26 protein-coding genes are annotated in these 24,301 nt (G+C 43.4%); 3 read left to right on the forward strand and 23 right to left on the reverse strand.

What is annotated here, in order from left to right:
- The 4 genes from N4597_RS07865 to pyrH all read right to left on the reverse strand — a co-directional run bounded on the left by N4597_RS07865 (position 1) and on the right by pyrH (position 2,955).
- Entirely contained in the window at positions 1-792 is a 792-nt protein-coding gene (locus N4597_RS07865) for a phosphatidate cytidylyltransferase (protein ID WP_050611161.1), read from the reverse strand.
- Positions 789-1,571, reverse strand: coding sequence for an isoprenyl transferase (locus N4597_RS07870; RefSeq protein WP_167588987.1), 783 nt, complete (start codon positions 1,569-1,571; stop codon positions 789-791). The genes N4597_RS07865 and N4597_RS07870 overlap by 4 nt, the downstream gene beginning before the upstream one ends.
- 102 nt (positions 1,572-1,673) lie before the next feature.
- Positions 1,674-2,228 (reverse strand): ribosome recycling factor, encoded by a 555-nt coding sequence (frr, locus tag N4597_RS07875; RefSeq protein ID WP_050611163.1) that lies wholly within the window; start codon positions 2,226-2,228, stop codon positions 1,674-1,676.
- Positions 2,229-2,232: 4 nt separating this feature from the next.
- Positions 2,233-2,955: a UMP kinase gene (pyrH, locus tag N4597_RS07880; RefSeq protein ID WP_056977041.1), complete on the reverse strand. Its 723-nt coding sequence runs from the start codon at positions 2,953-2,955 to the stop codon at positions 2,233-2,235.
- Between the two features lie 273 nt (positions 2,956-3,228).
- Here pyrH and N4597_RS07885 point away from each other — a divergent pair, with 273 nt between their 5' ends.
- Complete coding sequence (locus N4597_RS07885; protein ID WP_260903313.1) at positions 3,229-4,959, forward strand: DUF2207 domain-containing protein; 1,731 nt, start codon at positions 3,229-3,231, stop codon at positions 4,957-4,959.
- A gap of 61 nt (positions 4,960-5,020) precedes the next feature.
- Here N4597_RS07885 and N4597_RS07890 read toward each other — a convergent pair whose 3' ends face one another.
- Positions 5,021-5,188 (reverse strand): HAD hydrolase family protein, encoded by a 168-nt coding sequence (locus N4597_RS07890; RefSeq protein WP_260903314.1) that lies wholly within the window; start codon positions 5,186-5,188, stop codon positions 5,021-5,023.
- A gap of 643 nt (positions 5,189-5,831) precedes the next feature.
- On the opposite strand from N4597_RS07890, the gene N4597_RS07895 reads away from it, so the two are divergent.
- On the forward strand, positions 5,832-6,077 hold the full coding sequence (locus N4597_RS07895) for an AbrB/MazE/SpoVT family DNA-binding domain-containing protein (protein ID WP_390892630.1): 246 nt from the start codon (positions 5,832-5,834) through the stop codon (positions 6,075-6,077).
- 65 nt (positions 6,078-6,142) lie between these two features.
- Here N4597_RS07895 and rplS read toward each other — a convergent pair whose 3' ends face one another.
- The 15 genes from rplS to N4597_RS07970 all read right to left on the reverse strand — a co-directional run bounded on the left by rplS (position 6,143) and on the right by N4597_RS07970 (position 21,586).
- Positions 6,143-6,496, reverse strand: a complete 354-nt coding sequence (rplS, locus tag N4597_RS07900; protein WP_050611167.1) for a 50S ribosomal protein L19 — start codon at positions 6,494-6,496, stop codon at positions 6,143-6,145.
- Between the two features lie 113 nt (positions 6,497-6,609).
- Positions 6,610-7,356 carry a tRNA (guanosine(37)-N1)-methyltransferase TrmD gene (gene trmD / locus N4597_RS07905; protein ID WP_050611168.1) on the reverse strand — a complete coding sequence of 249 codons (747 nt, stop codon included), beginning with the start codon at positions 7,354-7,356 and terminating at the stop codon, positions 6,610-6,612.
- Positions 7,356-7,868 (reverse strand): ribosome maturation factor RimM, encoded by a 513-nt coding sequence (gene rimM, locus N4597_RS07910; protein ID WP_260903315.1) that lies wholly within the window; start codon positions 7,866-7,868, stop codon positions 7,356-7,358. The genes trmD and rimM overlap by 1 nt, the downstream gene beginning before the upstream one ends.
- A 64-nt stretch (positions 7,869-7,932) precedes the next feature.
- Positions 7,933-8,184: a KH domain-containing protein gene (locus N4597_RS07915; RefSeq protein WP_089143867.1), complete on the reverse strand. Its 252-nt coding sequence runs from the start codon at positions 8,182-8,184 to the stop codon at positions 7,933-7,935.
- A gap of 10 nt (positions 8,185-8,194) precedes the next feature.
- On the reverse strand, positions 8,195-8,470 hold the full coding sequence (gene rpsP / locus N4597_RS07920) for a 30S ribosomal protein S16 (protein WP_050611171.1): 276 nt from the start codon (positions 8,468-8,470) through the stop codon (positions 8,195-8,197).
- A 101-nt stretch (positions 8,471-8,571) separates the two neighbouring features.
- Positions 8,572-9,999 (reverse strand): signal recognition particle protein, encoded by a 1,428-nt coding sequence (gene ffh / locus N4597_RS07925; RefSeq protein WP_094130194.1) that lies wholly within the window; start codon positions 9,997-9,999, stop codon positions 8,572-8,574.
- 17 nt (positions 10,000-10,016) lie between these two features.
- Positions 10,017-10,355 (reverse strand): putative DNA-binding protein, encoded by a 339-nt coding sequence (locus N4597_RS07930; RefSeq protein WP_050611173.1) that lies wholly within the window; start codon positions 10,353-10,355, stop codon positions 10,017-10,019.
- A 9-nt stretch (positions 10,356-10,364) separates the two neighbouring features.
- Complete coding sequence (gene ftsY / locus N4597_RS07935) at positions 10,365-11,603, reverse strand: signal recognition particle-docking protein FtsY (protein WP_260903318.1); 1,239 nt, start codon at positions 11,601-11,603, stop codon at positions 10,365-10,367.
- A gap of 12 nt (positions 11,604-11,615) precedes the next feature.
- Positions 11,616-15,164: a chromosome segregation protein SMC gene (smc, locus tag N4597_RS07940; RefSeq protein ID WP_260903319.1), complete on the reverse strand. Its 3,549-nt coding sequence runs from the start codon at positions 15,162-15,164 to the stop codon at positions 11,616-11,618.
- 13 nt (positions 15,165-15,177) lie between these two features.
- Positions 15,178-15,870, reverse strand: a complete 693-nt coding sequence (rnc, locus tag N4597_RS07945) for a ribonuclease III (protein ID WP_089143872.1) — start codon at positions 15,868-15,870, stop codon at positions 15,178-15,180.
- A 129-nt stretch (positions 15,871-15,999) separates the two neighbouring features.
- Positions 16,000-16,239 (reverse strand): acyl carrier protein, encoded by a 240-nt coding sequence (acpP, locus tag N4597_RS07950; RefSeq protein ID WP_050611177.1) that lies wholly within the window; start codon positions 16,237-16,239, stop codon positions 16,000-16,002.
- A 96-nt stretch (positions 16,240-16,335) separates the two neighbouring features.
- Positions 16,336-17,370: a phosphate acyltransferase PlsX gene (gene plsX, locus N4597_RS07955; protein WP_172578776.1), complete on the reverse strand. Its 1,035-nt coding sequence runs from the start codon at positions 17,368-17,370 to the stop codon at positions 16,336-16,338.
- Between the two features lie 5 nt (positions 17,371-17,375).
- Positions 17,376-19,418, reverse strand: a complete 2,043-nt coding sequence (recG, locus tag N4597_RS07960) for an ATP-dependent DNA helicase RecG (protein WP_260903321.1) — start codon at positions 19,416-19,418, stop codon at positions 17,376-17,378.
- An 86-nt stretch (positions 19,419-19,504) separates the two neighbouring features.
- Positions 19,505-21,190 carry a DAK2 domain-containing protein gene (locus N4597_RS07965; RefSeq protein ID WP_260903324.1) on the reverse strand — a complete coding sequence of 562 codons (1,686 nt, stop codon included), beginning with the start codon at positions 21,188-21,190 and terminating at the stop codon, positions 19,505-19,507.
- Positions 21,191-21,223: 33 nt separating this feature from the next.
- Positions 21,224-21,586 (reverse strand): Asp23/Gls24 family envelope stress response protein, encoded by a 363-nt coding sequence (locus N4597_RS07970; RefSeq protein ID WP_050611180.1) that lies wholly within the window; start codon positions 21,584-21,586, stop codon positions 21,224-21,226.
- Positions 21,587-21,843: 257 nt separating this feature from the next.
- Here N4597_RS07970 and rpmB point away from each other — a divergent pair, with 257 nt between their 5' ends.
- On the forward strand, positions 21,844-22,029 hold the full coding sequence (gene rpmB / locus N4597_RS07975; RefSeq protein ID WP_050611181.1) for a 50S ribosomal protein L28: 186 nt from the start codon (positions 21,844-21,846) through the stop codon (positions 22,027-22,029).
- A gap of 61 nt (positions 22,030-22,090) precedes the next feature.
- On the opposite strand, the gene N4597_RS07980 is transcribed toward rpmB, so the two are convergent.
- Genes N4597_RS07980 through rsgA form a run of 3 tightly spaced genes read right to left on the reverse strand, consistent with a single transcriptional unit; the run spans position 22,091 to position 24,299 of the window.
- Positions 22,091-22,750, reverse strand: a complete 660-nt coding sequence (locus N4597_RS07980) for a thiamine diphosphokinase (RefSeq protein ID WP_260903326.1) — start codon at positions 22,748-22,750, stop codon at positions 22,091-22,093.
- Positions 22,750-23,397, reverse strand: a complete 648-nt coding sequence (gene rpe / locus N4597_RS07985) for a ribulose-phosphate 3-epimerase (RefSeq protein WP_260903327.1) — start codon at positions 23,395-23,397, stop codon at positions 22,750-22,752. Before rpe ends, N4597_RS07980 begins: the two co-directional genes overlap by 1 nt.
- 14 nt (positions 23,398-23,411) lie before the next feature.
- On the reverse strand, positions 23,412-24,299 hold the full coding sequence (gene rsgA / locus N4597_RS07990; RefSeq protein ID WP_094130214.1) for a ribosome small subunit-dependent GTPase A: 888 nt from the start codon (positions 24,297-24,299) through the stop codon (positions 23,412-23,414).
- Positions 24,300-24,301 lie beyond the last annotated feature (2 nt).

Here is a 24,301-nt window from a genome sequence, read left to right on the forward strand (position 1 = left end):
CTAAATTAAACCAGTAAAGTGCATTAAGGGCAGAACAAATAAGAGCGAATCGAACCGATCTAAAATACCACCGTGCCCCGGCAAAATGTTGCCAGAGTCCTTGACCCCGTAGTAGCGTTTGAAGGCCGATTCAACTAAATCGCCTAATTGGCCCCCAACTGAGTAAAGTAAAGTTAACCCAATCATGGTCACAAAGTCATAGGCCTGTAATTCAGGCAAGAAGTAAAGGTAGCAGCTCACAACCACAACGGCCACTAAACTTCCCCCGATTGAACCTTCCCAGGTCTTATTAGGACTGATGTGGGGAGCCAACTTATGCTTACCTAACTTGCGTCCAATCATATAAGCCCCACTATCGGTTAACCAAACGATTAATAAGGCATATAAGAGCATCCACAAGCTAACCGCCCGGGCATGCATCATGTAGCCAAAGCCAATCCCGGCATAAACGCTACCTAAAATCAAGACCCCGGCATCGTCAAATGAAAAGCGGTTCTTAGAAAAGACCGTGTATAACAATAAACACAGACTAAAGAAGTAAAACATCCCTAAATTGGTCACCTGTTCTGGAATAAAATCTAACCAGGTCTTAGGAATTAACAGACTGGCCATCGCCAAAAAGCCAATAATTGCTTCGGGCGAAACCAGTAACTTTTTTTTCATCCGTAAAAATTCTGACATTCCGATTAAGCCCATTGCCACCACTAATAAATTAAATGGTGTCCCCCCTAAAATTAAGAGGGGGATAAAAATAATCAAGGCAACAATGGCGGTAATCACGCGTTGCTTCATTTTTCTTCCTCCGTTACACCCCCAAAGCGCCGGTCGCGACTTTGGTAAGTTTTAATATCCTGATACAAATTAGCCGGTTGATAATCGGGCCAAAGCGTCTCCGTAAAGACTAACTCGCTGTAAGCTAACTGCCACAATAAGAAATTGGAAATGCGCTCTTCCCCACTGGTCCGAATAATTAACTCTGGATCACAGTAAGGAGCCAGCTTGCCGGTCATTAAAGCACGACTGATGGTCTGTTCATCGATTGCTTCTGCTTCTAAGCTACCGGATTTTACTTGTTGACTAAGCTCTTTTACGGCCGTCACAATTTCAGCCCGGCTCCCATAGTTTAAAGCAAAGTTTAAGACCATCCCGGTATTGTCCTTAGTCTGTTCGATTGCATCTAAGACGGCTTTTTTGGTCTTGGCCGGCAGTTGTTCGACGTAACCCATTACGTTAACCCGCACATTTTGTTCGATTAATTCGGGCACGAACTTGTTGAAAAACTTGACCGGCAAGTCCATTAAAAAGCTGACCTCATCGTCAGGGCGCTTCCAATTTTCGGTCGAAAAGGCGTATAAAGTCAAGACCTTGACCCCAAGGTCACTAGCCGCCCGCGTTATCTCCCTGACCACATCCATTCCCTGCCGGTGGCCTGCAATCCGGGGCAGGTGGCGGCGCTTAGCCCAGCGCCCGTTTCCGTCCATAATAATGGCAATATGATTGGGAATTTTGCTTTCATCCAGCTCGATTTGTTCAGCTTCATCATTATTATTCTTGAATAATTTGGTAAACAAAAATTTTCCTCCCTGGCCTTCGCTAATAATTGCCCTAATTGTAGCAAAAAATTGATAACGAGACAAAAAATAGCTTTCTTGTCTCGTTACCAATCAGTAGCTTTAGCCTTGTAAAACTTCTTTTTCCTTATCAGCCGTAATTGCTTCGATGTTCTTAATGGAAGCATCCGTTAATTTTTGGGCTTGGTTTTCAAGGTCCCGCAAATCATCTTCGGTTAAGTCGCCATTCTTTTGGGCCTTCTTTAAGGCATCCATCATATCCCGGCGAACATTTCTCACGGCTACCTTAGCCTTTTCAGAAGTAGCCTTAACTTCCTTAGCCAATTCCTTGCGGCGTTCTTCGGTTAATTGTGGAATTACCAACCGAATAGCAGTCCCGTCATTGGCTGGAGTTAAACCTAAATCTGAAGCTAATAAGGCGTGTTCAACGTCCTTTAGTGAGGACTTGTCATAAGGGGTTACCAATAAGACCCGTGCTTCTGGAACAGAAATTTGTGCCATTTGGTTTAAAGGTGTGGGTACCCCATAATATTCAACGTTAATCCGGTTTAACAAACTAGCGTTAGCACGACCAGCCCGAATATTACCTAATTCACGTTGTAAAGCTTCTTCGGCCTTGGTCATCTTAGCTTGATGTGCTTCTAAAATCTTGTCCATTAAATTACTTCCCTTCTACCGTTGTCCCGATGTTTTCACCTTCGACAACGCGCTTAATGTTTCCATGTTCGTTCATATTGAAGACGACTAGCGGAATATCATTATCCATTGAAAGTGAAGAAGCAGTGGTATCCATTACCCGCAAGCCCTTGTTGATCACTTCCATATGAGTTAGACGTTCAAACTTAACTGCTTCTTGGTTAGTCTTAGGATCGGCTGAGTAAACTCCGTCTACCCCGTTTTTAGCCATTAAAATTACATCCGCGTTAATTTCTGAAGCCCGTAAAGCGGCCGTGGTATCAGTTGAGAAATAAGGGGAACCTGTTCCGGCAGCAAAGATTACAATCCGACCCTTTTCTAAGTGGCGGACTGCCTTTCTTCTGATGTATGGTTCAGCAATTTGTCGCATTTCGATTGAAGTTTGTACCCGGGTTGGGACCCCAATCGTTTCTAAGTTATCTTGCAAAGCTAAGGCATTCATTACGGTCCCTAACATCCCAATGTAATCGGCTTGGGCCCGTTCCATCCCCATTTGCGCGCCGGCTTCACCACGCCACATGTTACCACCACCAACAACGATGGCAATTTCAACACCAAGGTCGTGAACTTCCTTGATTTCTTCGGCAACCTTTCTAATTTCAGGCGGGTTAATCCCATGGCCTTGCGCTCCTGCCAAAGCTTCACCGCTTAACTTCATTACAACACGCTTGTATTTTATTTCAGACATGTTCCATCCTCCTAAAGTCAATCTCGTCTTAGTTTTGCTAACAAACCTGCTAGTGCTTCTTACTCATTTTAACATAAATAGCCGCTTGAAAAAACTTTTGGCCCGCTTGAAAAAGTGGCTTGACTAAGAATTTTCTGTTTGTCTACACACTATTTAAAATAATAACATTTTCTCCCCTAGATTTCTTTAAGAAATTTAGTAAAAACTGGTTTTTTTATACCAATTCTATCGAAAATTTGTAATAATAGAGGTGAAAGACGAGGAGGTAAATTTATGTTTAAGAATAAAATTTTGCAAAGCTTTCTAGCACTCCTCTTCGGGATGTGCCTTTTTTATGGGGGCAAGATTCAAGCTGATTACGCCATCACCAACTACGACGTCAACGTCAACCTACAACAAGATGGCTCAGCCGATATTACCCAGCAAATCACCTATAACTTTAAGGGTACTTCCCGGGGAGTCTACTATGATCAACCATTGGAAAAGGGCGTGGTTGCGACCCAGCCAAGTATTGTTGTCCAAGAAAACGGTCAATCAATCCAATTAACTCCTAATCAAGATGGGAGTAACAATAGTTTTCAAGTCATAGAAACAGACGACGCCTTAAAGTTGAAACTGTTCCACAATACGGCCGATACAACCACTACCTATTATTACAGCTATCATGTCACTAACTTTGTTAAAAATTGGCAGGATACGGCCGAGTTAAACTGGACCATTATCGGTAATAAGTGGAATGTGCCTTTAAATAACGTCCGGCTTAAGTTCCAACTTCCTAGCACCAACGTTGCTGACCTCAAGGCTTGGACTAGAAGCGAAAGTAAGGCCACAACCAGTATTTCTAAGGAAAAAGGTAGCGTAGTGGTCAACCTCAAGCAAAATCCAAGCGCTAGTCAAGTTAAAACCCGCTTACTCTTTCCAACTAGCGTTGTTAGCACTAACGGCTTAGTGGTAAACCAAAAGCACAAGCAAGCCGCCATCAAGTCTGAACAGGCCTGGCTTAAGGACAATACCCAGACTAAAAAGGTCTCAAACCGCAACAACTTGATTTTTAAGGCCGGCGTCTTTGGCTTAGCCTTAGTCATCATCTTAGTGTGGGCGCTTTACCTCTTAAGCCACCCAGTCAAAAAACAAAAGTGGCCCGACGTCAATCCCCCTCATTCCTATGAGATTCCACCAATGTCTGCTCCGGTAGCTATGTCTATTTACACCGATAACGTGCCGGACAATAACGCCTTGGGGGCCTACCTCTTAGAACTAGCGGTTAAACAAAAGATTGCTATCGAGGAATTTAACACCAAGCGTAAGGACTACCAGCTAACCTTACTCGATGCTTCCTTAGCCAATAGTGAACCGATGATTGATTTTCTCTTTAATACTGTCGGTGACGGCAAGAAAGTTACCCTACATGAATTAAGGAAGTATGGTAAAACCCAACGGGAAAGTAAGCAGATGAGTCACATTTACGACAAGTGGAAAAACCAAGTTGAACAAGAAGCACTTTCCTACGACTACCTCAGTAAGAAGTCAGCTGGTAATTTCTACCTAACTATTTTCCTTTGCGGGATTAGTTGCTTACTCCTCTTGTGGGCGCTCTTCTTATGGAAGACTCCGTGGATGACCGGTCTTAGTTTAGTCTTAATCTTAGGCCAAGTTGGTTTTAACGTTTACCACTTTAGAAAGCACTCCCCTTACACCGAAACTGGGGTTGAGCTAATCACCCAGCTACGGGCCTTTAGACACACCTTAAAGGACTTAAATAAAATCAACCTAAAGTCCAAGGGGGATTTAAACTACTGGAGCCAAGTTTTGCCATATGCGATTGCCTTTGGCTACAACAAGCGGGTTATCAATGCCTTACAGGCTAACTTTACCGTTAAGGAATTAGAAGAAGGCTTAGGTTTTTATTACAACCTCCTCTTCACCGCCCCAATCGACTTTGGTGATTCATTTTCAACCAGTGTTACCCGGGCGCTAGGTAACTACCACCCAAACAATAATTAAGAGCCACATTAAAAAGGCACTAGACTTGATTTAGTCTAGTGTCTTTTTTGGTTTATTGGCCTTAAGCAAGGATAAATTTTTCGATAGCAACAGCTACCCCGTCGTGTTTGTTATCAGCCGTGACGAAATCGCTAGCAGCCTTAATCATCGGTAAATCATTCCCGCCATCACCGATTGCCATTACGTCTTGGCTTAAATCAACATCTATCGCTACTAACTTGACTGTCATTTACTTTCCTTCTTTCTGCACTTCAATAGGTTAATTATACACCACTTCAAGAAAGCGATTAACTCCTTTGAACTAACGGCTCGCTTTGGGAGGCTACTCAGTTATTCTTTAACGCCTGCAAGCAGGAAAAAGGCAGAAAAAAGACGGCTATCACTAGTCGTCTTTATAAATATCATGATGTTACTTGTTAACTACTTCAATTCCTTTTTCTAAATACTTAATGAACCTTTTTCTGTCGGTTGGTGTAAGCTCTGGTGGAACCAGTTCTTTTTCTAAGTCGTCAAAGTATATATACTCATCTGTTTTGTCGAAGTTATAATCACTCCAGTAACTAAGCAAGTCATCTATTTTTAAAAAACATTATCCGGATACCCACTTTTTATTTCCCTTCCAGAAAATTCATAGTAAACAGATCCAATCCTATATTTTTTTGTCCTATTTATTTCTTCCATTCCAGTACACCCCTATTCAATACATTGAGCATGGCTCCTTTTTTTGGGATTATATTATATCATACGCTGTCACAATCGCTATAACATCTATGTTAAAATCCATGGGGTTATTCTTTAACGGAAAAATTGAAAAATATTTGCCCCTCTTATTATAACTCGTTATAATTTATAATTTAATTGAGGTGATTTTTGTGAAAATTAAAGTTAGAAATATTGGTAACAGCGTCGGTATTATTTTACCTAAAGAATTAGGGTTAGTTAGCGGTGATATTATTCAAGCTGAAAAAAAAGGTAACTTATTTATTCTTGATACTTCCGAAATTGCTAGAGAACATGATAGAAAATTGGTAGAAGATAGCTTTGCTAATTTTGAAAAAGAATTAATTGTATCAGAATCAAAAATGAAAGCTATCTTTGGAAAATATGGATGGAAATGAACTTAGCGACATTAATTGAGCGTACAAAAAAAGAAACCCCAATAACTGAGGTTTCTTTACTATTATTAACGACGGCGTTCTGGAATACGAGCTGCCTTACCGTGTAATGCACGTAAGTAGTAAAGCTTAGCACGACGAACCTTACCGTGACGTACTACTTCAATCTTGTCAACACGTGGTGTGTGTAATGGGAAAGTCCGTTCAACCCCAATCCCGTTTGAAATCTTACGAACAGTGTAAGTTTCTGAGATACCTTCACCACGGCGCTTGATAACAACACCTTCAAAAATTTGGATACGTTCGCGTGAACCTTCAACGATTCGTGCGTGAACCCGTACAGTGTCACCGGCACGGAATTCTGGAATATCATTACGTAATTGAGCTTCTGTAAGCTTTGCGATTAATGGATTTACTGACATTAATTTTCTTCCTTTCACCAACAATCTTGTCTCCCACAGCGGATTGTTGTTAATAATGGCAACAGCCACATAATAATTTACCATTTTTCGACTGATTTGTAAATCATTTTTATTTACTTTTCTGCTAAATCTGTTTTTTCAGCCGCAAACTCTGCTAACCACTTGCGATCCTGGTCAGTCAGAGGATAATCTTCTAACAAATCGGGCCGGCGTTCATAGGTCCGGCGTAAAGCCTCTTTATGCCGCCACTCCGCAATTTTTTGGTGGTTTCCGCTGGTTAATACCTCAGGGACCTTCATTCCCCGAAAATCAGCCGGCCGAGTATATTGTGGGTACTCTAACAGGCCGGTAGAAAATGAATCAGTTTGAGCCGACTCGCTATTGCCCAAAACTTCAGGTAGCAACCGAACCGTAGCGTCAATCATTACCATGGCCCCTAACTCGCCTCCGGTTAGGACATAGTCACCTAAAGACAATTCATCGGTCACCAGGGTCCGAATCCGTTCGTCATAACCTTCATAGTGGCCACAAATAAAGGTTAGGTGGTCTTCTTTAGCTAACTCTTCTGCTACCTTTTGGTCAAACTTTCGGCCCGCCGGATCCAGCAGGATTACCCGCCCCTTACTCTTGGCCTTAGCTTGGGTAGCTGCTAAGGCGTCAAAAATTGGCTGGGCTTGTAAAAGCATGCCGGCCCCGCCCCCATAAGGGGTGTCGTCAACGTGTCGTTGCTTTTGGGTGGTATAATCCCGAAAATCCGTAATTTCGATTTCTAGGAGTTCTTTTTCTAAAGCCTTACCTAGAATCGATTCCTTTAGGGGTTGAAACATATTGGGAAACAAACTTAAAATATCTATTCTCATTACTCTAACCCATCCATCATTTCCACTAGGACTTGCCCATCGGCCAGCCTAATTTCTTTGATTACGTCAGTGATTGCCGGCAACAACAAGTCCGCTTGCTTAGGCCGCGCAATCACCCACACATCATTAGCCCCCGGGGTCATAATTTCTTTAACCTTCCCTAGTTCCCGGCCCTCAGTCGTAATAGCCGTCAAGCCAATGATTTGGTGATAGTAATACTCACCTTCGGCCAGTTGTTCTTGCTGGTCAGCGGTAATCTTTAAATCAGCTTGCTTATACTTTTCAACGAGATTAATATCTTCCAAGCCAACAAATGTTAGCATATCAAACTGTTTGTGTTTCCGGTGAGTCTTAACCGTAACTTCAAGTGGAGTTTTTGCTTGCTTTTGAAAAAGATATAGCTTAGCTCCCGGCTTAAAGCGACTCTCCTTAAAGTCCGTGCTAGCCAGCACCTTTACTTCTCCCTTAATCCCATGAGTATTAACAATTTTTCCAACTTGATAATATTGCATACTAAATCCTTTCTTTAAAAAAAGACTCCAAATAAAACATTGCTGCTTTACTTAGAGCCTATTTTTAATCGTCTACAATGTTTAACCGAGCCCGTAAGGATTTATCATCCAAGCGTACACTATAAACAAGGGTCCGCAGGGCTTGGGCAATTCGGCCGTGTTTACCAATCACCCGGCCAACATCGTCTTTGGCGACAGTTAGATTAAAGTTCAGAAAACGAGTATCCCGCTTAGTTTCAATCCGAATCGCTTCGGGATCGGCAACTAAGGGCGCAACAATCGTTATAATTAATTGTTTTACATCCGCCTCTGTCATCTAATCTCCCTTATTTCTTAGAAAATTTTGCTTCGTGGAATTTCTTCATAACACCGTTCTTGGAAAGAATGTTACGAACTGTATCTGAAGGTTGGGCACCGTTGTTTAACCAGTTCATGATTTCTTCTTCTTTAAGTGTTACTGTTTCTGGTTCTGTTAATGGGTTGTATGTCCCTACAGTTTCGATGAAACGACCATCACGTGGTGAACGTGAGTCGGCAACAACGATCCGGTAGAAAGGACTCTTCTTAGAACCCATACGCTTTAAACGAATTTTTACTGACATTATTACACCTCCTAATATCTTCTCAACGTTTATTAATATACCAGTAATTTTGGCTGGTGTAAAGGAAAATTTCTTGACAGGGCCAATTTTTTTCAAAAAGCCTATTTTTTCCGCTTTCTTAGCCGTTGGAGTTTGCGCTTTTTATTCTTTCTCATCATCCGGTTCATCGACATCTTCGCTAACTTACCGGTCATTCCGTTTCCTAGCAAACCTTCCATCCCGGCGAAGTTACCATTAGACATCTTCTTCATCATTTCTCGCATCTGCTTAAACTGCTTTATCATCCGGTTAACTTCTTGGATAGGCCGCCCACAACCGGCCGCAATCCGCCGTCTTCTTGACGGATTTAATAAGTCAGGGTTTTCCCTTTCGGCAGGCGTCATTGAATAAACAATTGCCTTCGTCCGTTCAATGTCTTTAGGATCCACGTTCATGTTCTTCAAAGCTGGGTTATTAGCCATCCCGGGAATCATTTTAATAATATCTTCTAGTGGTCCCATGTTTTGAACCTGTTCCATCTGATCTAAGAAGTCATTGAAATCAAAGCTATTTTCCCGCATCTTGGCCGCCATCTCAGCAGCCTTCTTTTCATCGAAATCCTTTTGGGCTTTTTCAATCAGGGTTAACATATCCCCCATTCCCAGGATTCTTGAAGCCATCCGGTCAGGATAAAAGACGTCTAAGTCGGTCATCTTTTCCCCTTGCCCGATGAATTTAATTGGCTTACCCGTTACGGCTCTGATGGAAAGGGCGGCCCCACCACGAGTGTCGCCATCCAACTTGGTTAAGACTACCCCAGTTACGTCTAACTGGCTGTTAAAACCATCGGCAACCTCAACCGCATTTTGACCAGTCATCGCGTCAACGGTCAGTAAGATTTCATTAGGTTGGCTTAACTCCTTGATTTGGGCTAACTCATTCATCAACCGTTCATCGATTTGTAACCGCCCGGCCGTATCGATGATAATGTAGTCATTTTTCTTTTCCTTACCAAGCGCTAACCCCTGGCGGACAATTTCCACTGGGTTAACGTCCGTTCCCATTTCAAAGACAGGAACATCAATGTTTTGCCCCAAAATCTTTAACTGATCAACCGCAGCTGGCCGGTAAACGTCAGCTGCAATCAAAAGTGGGCGAGCGTGTTGTTCTTCCTTTAATTTTAAGGCTAACTTACCGGCAGTGGTTGTTTTCCCGGCCCCTTGAAGCCCAACCATCATAATAATCGTTGGAATCTTAGGAGCTTTATTGAGGGGACTAGCTTCTTGGCCCATCACCTTGACTAACTCTTCGTTAACAATTTTAACGATTTGTTGCGCCGGTGTCAGACTTTCTAAAACCTCGGCCCCCACCGCACGTGTCCGCACAGTCTTAACGAAGTCCTTAACGACTTTAAAGTTAACGTCGGCTTCTAGGAGGGCAAGCCGAATTTCCCGCATGACTTCCTTAACGTCAGCCTCACTAACCTTACCCTTTCGCCGTAACTTACTAATCGCATTTTGGAGTCGTTCTGTTAGTCCTTCAAATGCCATAAATGCGCACCATCCTTTTACTCTTCTAGTTTTTCTAACTGTCTAACTAATGCCATTAACTGCTTGTCTTGGGGATAATTTTCACTAACATAGGCAAGTAACCGATCTGTTTGGGCGACTTCTTTTTGGAAGTGGGCATACAGGTGTAATTTATCCTCATATTCTTCCAAAATCTTTTCGGTCCGCTTTATATTATCGTAAACGGCTTGGCGAGAGACCTGATAGTTTTCAGCAATTTCTCCTAGCGAATAATCATCACGATAATAAAGTTCAATATAGGTCATTTGCTTTTCAGTCAGTAGCGGTTCATAAAATTCAAACAAAGCATTAATTCTATTTGTTTTTTCAATCGCCATCTACTCACCCTAACGTTGCGCAATTAAGTCCTTGAACAAGCCGTAGACAAATTCTTCTGGGTTAAAGTCGCGCAAATCATCCATCTGTTCACCTAACCCAACCAGCTTAACCGGTAGGTGGAGTTCGTTTCTGATTGCCAACACAATCCCCCCCCGCGCAGTTCCATCCAACTTGGTCAGCACGATGCCGCTCACCTTGGTTACTTCCCCAAATTGCTTAGCTTGAGTTAAGGCATTTTGGCCAGTGGTTGCGTCTAAAGCCAGCAAGACTTCATGGGGAGCGTCAGGTAGTTCCCGCGTAATTACCCGCTGGATTTTTTCCAACTCATTCATTAAGTTAACCTTATTTTGCAAACGGCCGGCCGTATCGACTAATAAGAGGTCATAATCTTCTTCCTTAGCCTTCTTGACGGCTTCAAAGACCACCGCGGCTGGATCACTTTTTTCAGGTTTGCGAACGACTTCTACATCAACGCGCTTACCCCATTCAACCAACTGTTCAATCGCACCGGCCCTAAAGGTATCGGCAGCTGCCATCAACACCTTTTTACCCGCTGCTTGGTAGCGGTGCGCTAACTTACCAATCGTGGTGGTCTTCCCCACTCCGTTAACACCAACGAATAAAAAGACGGTTGGCCCTTGAGTGGCAAAGTGAAGTTGGTTATCTTCATTTTCGCCTTCCGCTTCATAGAGGTCGACCAATTTTTCAACAATGACATCGGAAACATCTGCTTTTTTCTTGGCGTTTTGAAACTTAACTTCATCACGGAGTTGGTCACTAATCTTCATGGCCGTTTCAAAGCCAACATCGGCTTCAATTAAGGTTTCCTCTAATTCTTCGAAGAAATCTTCGTCAACTGACCTAAAGTTAGCCAACAAGGCGTTAATCTTGGCCCCAAAGCCCTTACGACTCTTGGCCAAGCCCCGCTCATAGCGCTTAGTCTCTTCATTAGCAGCTACTTCTTTTGCTGGCTTTGGTGCTACTTTTTCCTCAACTTCAGCTGGTTGAACCGGGATCGGCGCTGCTACTTCAACTTCTGGTTCAGATTCAGTCTCAACGCTTTCTTGGTTTACCTCAGCTTGGTCTGCTTTTGTTTTTTCCTCTGTTGCCGGCTCAACTGCAGCTGGGGTGGACTCAACTTCTGCCTGTGGGGCCGGATTTTCTGTCACAACTTTTTCTTCTGACTCAGGTTTTGCTTCTGCTTGCCCGCCCCCAAAGGCGCGCTTTAGCTTATCAAATAATCCCATTAAAATTCCTCCTTACTGCTCTAATTGTGCCAAAGAGACCGAAACCATCTTAGACACTCCTGATTCTTGCATAGTTACCCCATACAAGATATCGGCGTTCATCATCGTTCCCTTACGGTGGGTAATCACAATAAACTGGGTTTTTCCTTCAAAATTCTGTAGGTACTGTGAATATCTCGCGACGTTAGCGTCATCTAAGGCTGCTTCCGCCTCATCTAAAACCACAAACGGTACCGGTCTAACTTTGAGGATAGCAAATAATAGGGCAATCGCAGTCAAAGCTTTTTCTCCCCCGGACAACAAGGTTAGGGTTTGAAATTTCTTACCCGGTGGTTGGGCCATAATTTCTACCCCAGTCGTCAGTAAATCACTATCTGTTAGGCTAAGCTTAGCCCGGCCCCCACCAAAGATGGCAGGGAAAATTTCTTCAAAGGCCTGAGCCACCTCTTCAAAGGTTTGCTTGAAGCGGCGCTTAACTTCGCCATCCATTTCCTGCATACTCTTTTCTAGTTGGGCCTTGGCAGCCAAGAGGTCGTCTTGTTGCTTAGCCAAAAATTCATAGCGTTCGTTAACCCGGTCAAATTCCGAAATAGCCCCTAAATTAACGTCACCTAATTCATCTAACCCCAACTGTAATAGCTTCAAGCGGCGTTTGACATAGTCAATGTCAGTTTCTAAATTTTCTAGCTTAGACGCGGCCTCGTAAGAAAGTTCGTGGCGGTCTGCTAAGTCGGTTAATAGCCCATCCAACTGAGCTTCTAACTTACTATCCTGTCGTGCTTTTTCACTTTGTTCATCATAAGCCGCCGCCTTTAATTCGCTAGCTCGTTTTAACTGTTCTTCGGCTTGGGCTACCTGAGCATGCAAGGTCTTTCTTTGTTCAATCATTTTTGCCACGGTTTGTTCTAACTGGGCATGCTCTTGTTTAACCTTGGCTTGCTTATCAGCTAAGTCTTCAACCTGACCGTGGCGTAGTTCTTGTTCTTGTTTAAGAATTGCTAAGCGCTCCTTAGCCTTAGCGATATTTTCACTTAGACGTTTAATCTGGTTAGCCACTTCATTTGCCTGCAACTTCACAGACTGCAAGCGTTCTTCCACCACGGCTAGTTCTTGCTTAAGCTTAGTTAGCTTTTGTTGGTTTTTAGCTTGGCTAGTCCGAGTATCATTTAAAAATTCTTGCTTATAGGCCAACTGTTCTTTGAGTTGAGCGATAGCTTGTTCTAACTGGTCTAACTTAGCAACCACTTCTTTTAACTCGGTCTGGGCTTGCATACTGGCCTTAGTTTGTTCCTCTTGGCTAGCCGCTTCTGCTCTTAATTGCTGCTCTTGGTGACTTAGTTCAACTTGACTAATATCAAACTGCTGTTGACATTGTTGCAACTTCGTTTGGGCCGCCTGCAGCTTAGGGGCAAGTTGTTGCACTGCTTGCTTACTAGCCGTAAGCTGCTGTTTAGCCTCATTGCCCTCTAGTTCAACCGTAGCTAGCTTAGACTTCATTAAGTCTATATTGGCAGCCAGCTTTTCTAATTGCTGCTTTTGTTCTAACAAGCCAATTTTTCTTTGCTGGTTAGCCCCCCCACTCATTGAACCGCCCGCGTTAACAATATCGCCTGCCAACGTAACAATTCTTAGGCTATGGTTTAAGGCCCGGGCAACAACCGTAGCCTCCGCTAAACTTTTAACCACCACGGTCGTCCCTAAGAGGTAATCCAAAATTGGTTGGTCAGCCGCATTAACCGTCACTAACTCCGACGCCACCCCGACTATCCCTTGTTGGCTAGCTAAAATTTGTCTTTGCTTGGTGGTAAGTGCCCGTCTTTTCACCGTATTTCGCGGTAAAAAGGTGGCTCGGCCTAACTTATTAGCCCGCAAATAATTGATGGCTTGCTTAGCAGCTTCATCCGTCGTTACCACCACATTTTGCAACTGCCCGGCTAAGACGGCCTCTAAAGCCTGACTAAATTCTTGAGGAACCGTGATAATTTCGGCAACCGCCCCAATCACCCCAGCTAACTTACCTTTGGCCTGTAAGACCTGCTTAACCCCTTGGTAGTAACCGTCATAACTGGTAGCAACATTTTTTAAGGTCTCGTACCTAGTTTGAGCTTGCTTTAAAATATCGCTGGCTTCATACCAACGTTCCTTTTGATTATCGTAGCGTAATTGGTACTTACTTACCTCGCTAGTTAGCTCAACTTGCCGTTGATCTAATTTAGCTACCGTCTCCTTAGCTGCTAGTAAATCGGCTTTAGCCTGGTGCTTTTTTTCTTTGGCTGCTTGATAGGCGGCCTCTAACTCCTTGTGCTTGGCTAAAGCTGACGCCGTCAGTGATTGTGAGTGCTCACTTTCACGTTTTAAATAGGCGTGCTGACTTTGTAAGGCAGACTGGTCCTGGGATTTTTCAAACAGTTCCTGTCTGAGTTTTTCAACTTGTTCGTTTAAAGTTGCTTCGTCAATATTGGCGTCTGCGGTCAATCGGTCAATTTTAGCCTGGTAGTCTGCCTTTTGGGCCTGGACTTGAGCAAGTTGTTCCTCTAATTTGACCTCTTGCTCCTTTAACTCGCGTAAATTCTTTTGGTCGACTTCTAACCGGTCACTAGTATCTTTTCTTTGTAGCTCCTGGTACTCGCGAGTTTGCTTAGAGACCTTTTCTTCCCCACTTAGATAACCCTTTTGCTTGGTCAGTTCTACCAACCTTTCTTGGGCCGCGTCTAATTTAGCCTCTAACTGCTGCTGTTGCTGGTGCAAATTAGCTGTTAATTGTTCTTGCTTGCTAGCACTTTGACTGTGCTTAACCACTAGGTCCTTAATCTTAGCCAGTTCCGCTTGAATTTCCGCTCGCTTCTGACTCTTAGCCTTAATTTCTAAGACAAGGTTATTTAAATCAAAATAATCGTACTGCTTTTTTTGTTCAAGGTAGTCTCGCGCAATACTTGCTTGTTCTTCTAATGGTTGTTTTTGTTGGTAGAGTTCTGTAATGATGTCTGCCACCCGGTTTAGATGACCGGTTGTTTCCTCTAATTCCTTTTGGGCCCGGTGCTTTTCTTTTTTATACTTTAAGACTCCAGCAACTTCTTCGATTAAGACCCGCCGTTCGAGTGGCTTACTATTAAAGATAGCTTCCACCCGGCCTTGAGAAATAATAGAAAATGATTCCCGGCCTAACCCAGTGTCCATGAATAAATCAACAATCTCGCGTAAGCGGACCTTCTTTTGGTTAATTAAGAATTCACTTTCGCCATTGCGATAAATCCTCCGAGTAATCACTAATTCCGGTGGCTGTTGCTTTAAAAAGCCGTCACTATTGTCAAGTTCAATCACCACTTCAGCTCGATTAAGCGGAGCACGTGTCTGAGAACCGGCAAAAATCACATCGGGCATCTTACCTCCCCGTAAGCTTTTGACTGATTGCTCACCTAAGACCCAGCGTAAGGCCTCGATAATGTTACTCTTACCACTACCGTTAGGGCCAACAATGCCCGTCATCCCGGGCTGAAATTCAATCTTAGTTTTATCGGCAAACGATTTGAACCCATTTAAAGTCAATGCCTTTAACTTCAAAAGTTCTCCCCCTTTAGCCTCTTAATTCCTTCAAGGCTTGGTTAGCCGCCGCCTGTTCAGCCGCCTTCTTAGTATGCCCCGTACCACGTCCGAGTTCTTTTTGGTTAGCAAGTACCGCCACGTAGTACTGCTTGGCATTATCTGGTCCTTTTGCTGCCAACACCTGGTATTCAATCTCACAATCACCATCTTGCTGTAATAACTCTTGCAATTCGGTTTTGTGGTCTAAGAAGTGATCAAACCAGCCCATATCAAGTTTAGGGAAAATAACCTTGCTGATAAAGCTAACAACCGTTTCTTTCCCTTGGTCTAGATATAAAGCCCCAATAAAGGCTTCGAAAATATCGCAAAGTAGCGATGGTCTATTCCTAGCGTTCGCCTTTTCTTCACCCTTACCTAGGCGAATATATTCATCAAAGTGACATTCCTTAGCAAACTTGCTGAAGCTGTCTTCACAAACCATTGCCGCCCGCAAGCGGGAGAGTTTGCCTTCCGGTAAGTTAGGGTAACGCTTAAATAGGTATTCTGATACGCATAATTGCATTACGGCGTCACCTAAAAATTCAATCCGCTCGTAATACTTTAAATTTTCTTTTGGGTGTTCATTCACGTAAGAAGCGTGTGTAAACGCTTCATCAAATAAGGCATAATTTTTAATGTCTATTTGAAAATTATCGTGTAACATTTTAGCTAATCCAATTATCAAATTGATGTCTCCTCTGAAATTTTATCTACATAGTCACTATCAATATTACCTTATCCGCACTAAAATTGCTAGAAAGTTAGGCCAAATAAAAAGAGTGGTAACAAGCTTTCCTGTCCCACTCCTCTTATTTTATTGGCGTGCTGCAATAAACTTAACAGCGTCACCAACAGTTGCGATTTGTTCGGCATCTTCGTCTGAAATTTCAGCCCCAAAGGCATCTTCTAATTCCAAGACAAACTCAACAATATCAATTGAATCGGCATTTAAATCGTTTTGGAAGTTCAAGTCGTTAGTGACCTTATCTTCCGGCAACTCAAAACGCTCCGCAATGATTTTGGCAATCTTAGCAAAAATTTCTTCTTCTGTCATAGCCGTATATCTCCTCTACATCTATTTATCACTTAAAAACTAACCTTTTTCAAAAGGACTCAGCAAAAACATTGTAACTACTTTAAGAAAAAAAGTCTAGTTATTTTCGGTTTGCTCACTGCGCTGTTGTTCCAAGTAAGCACTGAACTTCTCCACTACTTGCCCAGCAACAATTTCTCTAATTTGTTTCAAGGTATAGTAAACGGTCTTAGCATCGCTAGCACCGTGCGCCTTAACTACCGGAGCTTTAGCCCCTAACAAGACTGCGCCCCCGTACTGAGATTGGTCAAGTTTACCCTTTAATTCTTTGAAGACCGGCTTTAACATCAAGGCCCCCAATTTACCTGAAACACCAGCAGCCATAATCGCATCTTTTAGTAAGTGTAAAGTTGCAGACGCTGTCCCTTCAATCGCTTTTAAGACTGCGTTACCCGTGAAGCCATCGGCAACCACCACATCACAAACCCCTGTCAATAAGTCCCGGGCTTCGACGTTACCAACAAAGTTGATGCTGTCATCGGCTGCAATTAGTTGGTGAGCTTCGAGGGTTAACTTACTCCCCTTGTGTGGTTCGGTTCCGTTATTTAGTAGCCCAATTCTTGGGTTAGCTAACCCCCGTACGTTTTGGGCGTAATATTTTCCTAATAATGCATACTGGTAAAGTTGTTCAGGTTTACCATCCGCATTAGCCCCACTATCTAGGAGGTTAAAGCGGCCGTCGCCACTAGTGGCATTTAGGACGGGGAGGGTTGATAGCAATCCAGGCCGACTAACACCTTTAACCCGGCCAACAATCAACAAGCCTGCTGTAAGTAAGGCCCCCGTATTGCCACAAGAAAAGAGGGCGTCTGCCTTGTTTTCTTTAACAGCTTGCGCAGCTTGAACCATTGAGGAATCCTTCTTGCGTCTAATTGCCTTAACTGGTTCGTCGTTCATATCGATGACTTCACTCGTATGAATGATTTCAATTCTTTCCATGTTATCAATCAGCGGCTTTACTTGCTGCTCATCACCGTACAAGCAAAATTCTAAATCTGCAAATTCGTCGCGCGCACGTAAAACCCCCTCAACTACCGTCTTAGGAGCATTGTCTCCTCCCATTGCATCCACTGCAATTTTCACTAAAATCATCCTTCCTAATCAAACTTTTGACCCTGACCAACTTTTTGATGAAGATACTGAATCAACCCAGCATTTTCAGGGTTAGTTAAAAAGTCGGAGGCAGCAAGTACCTGCTGGGCCTCCATTTGAGCTATCTGTAAAATCTTTAAATCCGCGATGGGGTCTCCCACCCGGAAATCAGGAATCCCGGCTTGTTTAGAGCCCAAAACATCCCCGGGTCCCCGTAGTTCTAAGTCCTTTTGGGCAATTATAAAACCATCGTTGGTTTGAACCATCGTCTCCATCCTAGCCTTACCATAATCAGTCTTAGGGTCGGCAACCAAAAGACAGTAGGAGGCCTTAGACCCCCGCCCTACCCGGCCCCGTAATTGGTGGAGCTGGGCTAGCCCAAAGCGGTCTGCGTCTAAAATAACCATGACCGTAGCATTAGGGACGTCAACGCCAACTTCGATTACGGTTGTCGAAACCAGCAAATCGAGCTCATGCTTCTTAAAAGCGGCCATAATTGCTTCTTTTTCCGCCGCCTTCATCTGCCCATGTAATATTCCCACCCGAAAGCGGTCCTTAAATAACTGGGCCAGGTTTGCATAAACTTCCTTAGCGTTTTGGAGGTCAATCGCTTCAGACTCCTCGATTAAGGGGGAAATGACATAGGCTTGGCTGCCTAGCTCCAATTGCTGGGCAACAAAGCCCCACAGCTCCTTAAGTTGCTTTTTTCTTACCCAGGAAGTTTTAATCGGTTTTCGTCCTGCAGGTAATTCATCGATGATGGAAACATCCATCTCACCATAAGCTGTCAAGGCCAGGGTCCTGGGAATTGGGGTGGCGGTCATAGCCAAGACATCTGGCTTAGCCCCCTTTTGGCGTAAATCCTTACGCTGGTTGACCCCAAACCGATGCTGTTCATCGGTTACCACTAAGCCTAACTTTGCAAACTCAACGTCGGCTTGAATTAGGGCGTGGGTACCAATTAAAATATCAATTTCTCCCTTAGCTAGGTGGGCTAACAACTCCTGGCGTAACTTGGCCTTGTTAGAGGTTGTACTTGTCAGTAAGGCAACGTTTACCCCCAGTGGTTCAAATAAGTCCGCTAGTTTGTCTGCATGCTGTTGGGCCAAGATTTCAGTTGGAGCCATCAAGGTTGCCTGGTAACCAGCAGTCACCGCCGCATACATTGCAATGGCCGCAATGATTGTCTTACCAGAACCAACATCCCCTTGCAACAAACGATTCATGTGAGCGGGCCGACGCATATCCGCGCAAATCTCATTTACCACCCGTTTTTGAGCAGCGGTTAACTCAAAGGGCAACGTCTTTATAAAGGCCCGCAATTCGTCATTATTATACTTTAAGGCAATCCCTTCATCCTTACGGGCTAGCTTTTTCATGAATTGGATTCCAGCCTGAAAAAGGAAAAACTCTTCGAAAATAGCAGACCGGCGGGCCAGGTTTGCGGCCTTAGCTGTGGCTGGAAAGTGCATGTCATGAACAATTTGTTGGTGGCTTTCAAGGCGGTACTTAGCCCGTAACCTCACGGGCACCAGGTCTTGTAAAGACTCATGGTATAGTTCATAGGCATCTTTGACTAGGGACTTAATGGTCGTTGCCTTAATTTCCTTACTAGCACGATAGACCCCGGTAAAATCATTTCCCCCCTGGTTAGCCAGTAATTTCATTGCACTTAAAGCTTGCCGCTTAGCATTATACTTACCATAAATTACTATCTCTTTGCCACTAACCAATTGTTGCTTTAGGTAAGGTTGATTAAAAAAGGTTACCAAAATAACATCGTGCTCTACCAAGAAGCGAAAATTTATCCGACTCTTGGCCCGACCAAAACGGGCTAAAACCGGCTCTGAAGCCACAATCCCCTTCAAGGCCACCTTTTGACCATCGGCTACTTCTGCTAGGGACTTAACCGCAATATCATCATAGCGAAATGGATAATAGCCTAACAAGTCCGCAATCGTATTAATTCCCAGCTTGTTTAGACTTTGAACTTTCTTAGGACCAACTCCCCGTAAAGTCCCCACACTATCGCTTAATTGTCCGTGCATGACTAAGCCCCCCTTGTAAACCACCATAATCAACTACAAGCTGTGATTAAGGGGGTGTTCCTTTAACCACAGCCTGTTTAGTAACATTATTCTACTGAAATTAAGTATGGGTAGACTGGTTGATTACCAGCGTGAATTTCAACTTCAATATCTTCATCTAACTCTAAAGCCGCTTCCTTAATCGCTTGGGCTTCTGTTTCTGATCCATCTTGCCCATAGATAATTGTCACAATTTCGCTATCTTCATCTAGCATCTTGCTAATCATCTGTGTAGCAGCTGCTTGTCTATCTGGGTTAGTTACGACAATTTGACCGTCGACAATTCCCATATAGTCATCCTTCTTGATGGCTTGACCTTCAATCGTTGTATCACGAACAGCAATTGTTACCTGCCCAGACTTAACCCCGTCTAATTCAGCTAACATCGCCGCCTTATTTTCTTCTAGACTAGCATCTTTATCAAAGCCTAGCATTGCAGAAAGTCCTTGGGAAATAGTCTTCGTTGGCACTACTTCAGCGGCAACTTCAGCCACTTTTGTAGCCTGCTCAGCTGCCATGAAGATATTTTTATTATTAGGTAAAATTAAGACTTTCTTCGCCTTGGTTTCTTTAATGGCATCAACAATATCTTGCGTGCTTGGGTTCATGGTTTGACCACCACTTAAAATGTAGGTAACTCCTAGACTCTTGAAGAGCTTGGCAACCCCGTCACCAGAAGCAATTGCAATTACCCCATAATCACCGGTTAATTCTTTATTTACTTCCACTTCGTCTGCCGCTTGTTCTTCATCTTTTTCCAAAATTGTTTCGTGTTGCAACCGCATATTATCAACCTTAACCTTGATAAGGGAACCGTAACTTTGCCCTAAGGTTAAGACCTTCCCAGGTTGTTCCGTGTGAACGTGCACCTTAACAATCTCATCATCAGCGATTACTAACAAGGAATCCCCAATGGCAGCCAGGGCAGCATAGAAATCATCGTAGTTAAATTCGTGTTCGACCGAACGGCCGGCTCCTAAGCGAACCATGATTTCAGTACAGTAACCGTACTTAATATCTTCTGTATGCAGTTGACTTTGAACACTCTTATGGTGCTCTGCGTTAACCATTTCGTCCATTTCAACCACAGAAGGTTGGTGACTTTCTTGGCGTTCACGCCCACTTAAGGCATCAGCGAAACCTTGATAAACAAAGGTCAAACCCTGCCCACCAGAATCGACTACCCCAACTTCTTTTAGAACCGGTAATAAATCAGGGGTTGTTTGTAAGGCTGCGTCAGCCGCTTCATAAGCAGCTTGCATTACAGCAAGGCAATCATCGCTGGTCTTAACCAACTTGCGCGCAGCCTCTGCGGCCTTTCTTGCAACCGTTAGGATTGTCCCTTCGGTTGGCTTCATTACCGCTTTGTAGGCCATTTCCACCCCAGCAGATAAAGCGTCAGCTAAATCTTGAGCTGTTAGAGTTTCCTTTTTAGCGGTACTCTTACTGAACCCTCTAAAAATTTGGGAGAGAATAACCCCAGAGTTACCCCGGGCTCCCATCAACAATCCCTTAGCTAAGGCCGTAGCCAATTCACCTACATTACTTGTAGTTGATTCAGACACATACTTTTCCCCACTAGCCAGTGATAGGTTCATATTAGTCCCCGTATCACCATCCGGCACAGGAAAGACGTTTAAAGAGTTGATAAATTCAGCGTTGCTATTCAGTCTTTTTGAACTGACTAGCACCATCTTGCGAAATTCCGTTTCCGTAATTTTTGTTACTTTCAAAATGTACTTTCCTCCTTGGCTTGTTAATCAATGTTAGTCTTCGATTACCCGAACACCTTGTACGATGACGTTAACTGATTTAGCAGTTACTCCTAACATCGAAGCCAAATTATATTTAACTTTTTCTTGAACGTTATGGCAGACCTCGGAAATCTTAGTCCCATAACCCGCGATAATATAAACGTCGATTGCAACGCCATCATCTTCTTGACGGACAACTACCCCTTTTGCATAGTTATCCCGCTTTAAAATTTCATTTAAATTATCTCGAATCTGATTCTTACTTGCCATGCCGACAATTCCAAAAATTTCGGTGGCAGCTCCACCTACAACAGTGGCAATTACATCATTACTAATGTCGATCTTACCAAATTGGTTTTGAATCTTTACAGCCATTTTAATATAGCCTCCTTAATTTTCCAGACAATCTTATCAATATTTTAGCATAGTCGCTAGATAAAAAAAAGCTATCTCCCATTTACCACCAATTCTTACCTTAACTAACAATCCTTATTTTACCAACTTTTTTGCCTGACAAGTATTTTTTCTTTACAGGTTTTTCTTGCAATTAAGGTCTATCTATGATAATTTTATTTAGTGAGTGAGTAAGCAGATTACTCTATGAATTAGTATTGAATTAGGAGGAAATAACCATGGCAAAAGATTTCGTTACAGGTCGTAAGACTACTTTTGGTAAGAAGCGTTCACACGCTTTAAACCAAACTAACCGTAGCTGGAAGCCAAACTTGCAAAAAGTGCGCATCTTGGTTGATGGTAAGCCAAAGCGCGTTTGGGTTTCAACTCGTGCATTAAAATCAGGAAAAGTTACTCGCGTTTAATTGCGAACTAAAACGGACCTAAGTAAGTTGCTTACTTAGGTCCGTTTTTTATTGCTATTACTTAATCCCTGCTTTGGATGACACACACAACTCCCTCACTAAAGGCAAAGTGTGCTTTTTCTTCCATAAATTCGTTACTAGCCAGGCTAATCGGCCGGTTAAATTTAGCTTTAGCCAGGCGGTACTTAGTATTAAAGAGACTCAAATCCTTAACCGCCGTTAAGGGGATAAAGGCTAAATAGGTCATCTGCGCTTCTTTTAGGAGCTGATATTCTCCCGGTAAATAAAAGCTCACACTATTTTGACAGTCAAACAGCCGCACCTTAGTAGCCAGGTGTTCAAACTCCGTTCCTAGGACTAAAAAGATATTTGCCAATAAGTGGTCCAGCCTCCCACCGGTTGCCCCATAGATATTGATTTTATCCACCCAAGGAAAATATTTTTCAGTCATCAAGACGGCCAGCTGCGTATCCGTATAATCCTTTTCACTGCGCGCAGCAATTATCTTTTGCGCCCTAACTTGAACTAAGAACTGATCCCGACTAGAAGCTGAATCAAAGTCACCTATGGCTAAATTAGGGCTAATCCCTAGCTCGCATAAGGCCACCGCCCCTTGATCGGCCCCAACCCAAATAAAGTCTTGTGCGTGCTTAGTTGCTAGCTGCTCAAAATTTGCAGGCCAAAATTGCTTGGGACCACCAACTAAAATATTAGCTTCCATTAACCTTGTGCCAATTCCTTTAACAGTGCGACTTGTTTGGCAGGGTCGTCACTCCCAAAGACAAAGGATCCGGCAACTGCGACATCGGCTCCGGCAGCGGTCACCGTCTTAATCGTGTCAGCATTAACACCTCCGTCTACTTCAATTTCAAACTGAAGCCCCGCTTGTAAGCGCAACTGTGCCAATTCCTTAACCTTACTTACAGTCTCGGTTAAAAAGGCCTGGCCCCCAAAGCCTGGATCAACCGTCATAACTAGAACTTGGTCGACTAACTGTAATACTTCCTTAATCGCCGCTACTGGTGTGCCCGGGTTAATAACTACTTCAGCTTTAACCCCGGCTTGCTTGATTTGACTTAACACCCGGTGAATGTGAGCAGTGGCTTCGATGTGAACCCCAATGATATCTGCCCCAGCCTGCGCAAAGGCTTTAATGTATTTTTCAGGATTAATAACCATTAAGTGGCAATCGAATACCTGGCTAGAATGTGGGCGTAACGCCTTTACCACGTTAGGTCCAAAGGTTAGGTTATCTACAAACTGTCCATCCATAATATCAATGTGCAAGTAAGGTGCATTTTCAACCCGCTTTACTTCTGTCTTTAACTCTGAAAAATCTGCGCTCAAAATCGATGGTGCAATCTTCATACATAATTCCCCCACTATCTATACTTTGGTTTTTGATTTAATATCATTTCATGTAATTGTAAGTAATTGTCATAACGTGACTGCCTAATTTCCTTCTTAGCTACGGCCTCCTTAACGGCACACTGGGGCTCATTAACATGCAAGCAGGCCCTGAATTTACAAGCCCCTTGTCTTTGTCTAAACTCTGGGTAAAGTAAAGGGAGTTCTTCTTTACTGATATTTAAAATATCAAACGAAGAAAAGCCCGGGGTGTCGGCAATCAGACTCCCCTTAATGTCTAGGAGAGTTACCCTTCTAGTGGTATGTTTTCCCCGCGAGAGGGCCTTAGAAACCTGGCCCGTCTCCAAAGCTAGGTCTGGTTTAAGTTTATTTAACAACGTTGACTTTCCTGCCCCAGTCTGGCCCATTACCACCACAACTTGGCCAACCAAGTCAGCTAGTAGGTCTTCAAAGACCTGCTCATCAGCAGCCTTAGTCTGAACGTAGACAGGATAGAGCTGGTTATAATAAGCCATTACCTCTTGCATTTCCGCTTGCTTTGCTGCTGGTAATAGGTCGTACTTAGAAAAGTATAGCAGCGGTTTAATTCCATTTGACTCTAGCATTAATAATTGCCGGTCCAACAGGTTACTGGTAAATGTTGGTTGGCAACAAGCCGTTACCACAATCGCACTGTCTACATTGGCCACCGGTGGTCTTACCAACTGATTAGTTCGTGCTTCAATTTTTAAGATATAACCTTCATCCGGTTTTTCAGCCTTTAACTCGACCCAATCACCTACCAGTGGACTTTGCCCTTTCTTTCTGAAATTTCCCCGGGCACGCGTCCGGTATAATACTCCGTCTTCCCCCATTACGTCATAGTACCCGCTTAAAGATTGACGAATTTGTCCTCTGATCAAGA

The sequence above is a fragment of the Ligilactobacillus agilis genome (assembly GCF_025311475.1).
GTDB classification, from domain to species: Bacteria; Bacillota; Bacilli; order Lactobacillales; family Lactobacillaceae; genus Ligilactobacillus; species Ligilactobacillus agilis.

Coding starts and splice junctions, on each gene's coding strand:
- N4597_RS07865 (WP_050611161.1), bottom strand. CDS start 792: ATGAAGCAACGCGTGATTACCGCCATTGTTGCCTTGATTATTTTTATC.
- frr (WP_050611163.1), bottom strand. CDS start 2,228: ATGGACAAGATTTTAGAAGCACATCAAGCTAAGATGACCAAGGCCGAA.
- pyrH (WP_056977041.1), bottom strand. CDS start 2,955: ATGTCTGAAATAAAATACAAGCGTGTTGTAATGAAGTTAAGCGGTGAA.
- N4597_RS07885 (WP_260903313.1), top strand. CDS start 3,229: ATGTTTAAGAATAAAATTTTGCAAAGCTTTCTAGCACTCCTCTTCGGG.
- N4597_RS07890 (WP_260903314.1), bottom strand. CDS start 5,188: ATGACAGTCAAGTTAGTAGCGATAGATGTTGATTTAAGCCAAGACGTA.
- rplS (WP_050611167.1), bottom strand. CDS start 6,496: ATGTCAGTAAATCCATTAATCGCAAAGCTTACAGAAGCTCAATTACGT.
- trmD (WP_050611168.1), bottom strand. CDS start 7,356: ATGAGAATAGATATTTTAAGTTTGTTTCCCAATATGTTTCAACCCCTA.
- rimM (WP_260903315.1), bottom strand. CDS start 7,868: ATGCAATATTATCAAGTTGGAAAAATTGTTAATACTCATGGGATTAAG.
- N4597_RS07915 (WP_089143867.1), bottom strand. CDS start 8,184: ATGACAGAGGCGGATGTAAAACAATTAATTATAACGATTGTTGCGCCC.
- rpsP (WP_050611171.1), bottom strand. CDS start 8,470: ATGTCAGTAAAAATTCGTTTAAAGCGTATGGGTTCTAAGAAGAGTCCT.
- ffh (WP_094130194.1), bottom strand. CDS start 9,999: ATGGCATTTGAAGGACTAACAGAACGACTCCAAAATGCGATTAGTAAG.
- N4597_RS07930 (WP_050611173.1), bottom strand. CDS start 10,355: ATGGCGATTGAAAAAACAAATAGAATTAATGCTTTGTTTGAATTTTAT.
- ftsY (WP_260903318.1), bottom strand. CDS start 11,603: ATGGGATTATTTGATAAGCTAAAGCGCGCCTTTGGGGGCGGGCAAGCA.
- acpP (WP_050611177.1), bottom strand. CDS start 16,239: ATGACAGAAGAAGAAATTTTTGCTAAGATTGCCAAAATCATTGCGGAG.
- plsX (WP_172578776.1), bottom strand. CDS start 17,370: ATGATTTTAGTGAAAATTGCAGTGGATGCAATGGGAGGAGACAATGCT.
- recG (WP_260903321.1), bottom strand. CDS start 19,418: ATGCACGGACAATTAAGCGATAGTGTGGGGACTTTACGGGGAGTTGGT.
- N4597_RS07970 (WP_050611180.1), bottom strand. CDS start 21,586: ATGGCTGTAAAGATTCAAAACCAATTTGGTAAGATCGACATTAGTAAT.
- rpmB (WP_050611181.1), top strand. CDS start 21,844: ATGGCAAAAGATTTCGTTACAGGTCGTAAGACTACTTTTGGTAAGAAG.
- N4597_RS07980 (WP_260903326.1), bottom strand. CDS start 22,750: ATGGAAGCTAATATTTTAGTTGGTGGTCCCAAGCAATTTTGGCCTGCA.
- rpe (WP_260903327.1), bottom strand. CDS start 23,397: ATGAAGATTGCACCATCGATTTTGAGCGCAGATTTTTCAGAGTTAAAG.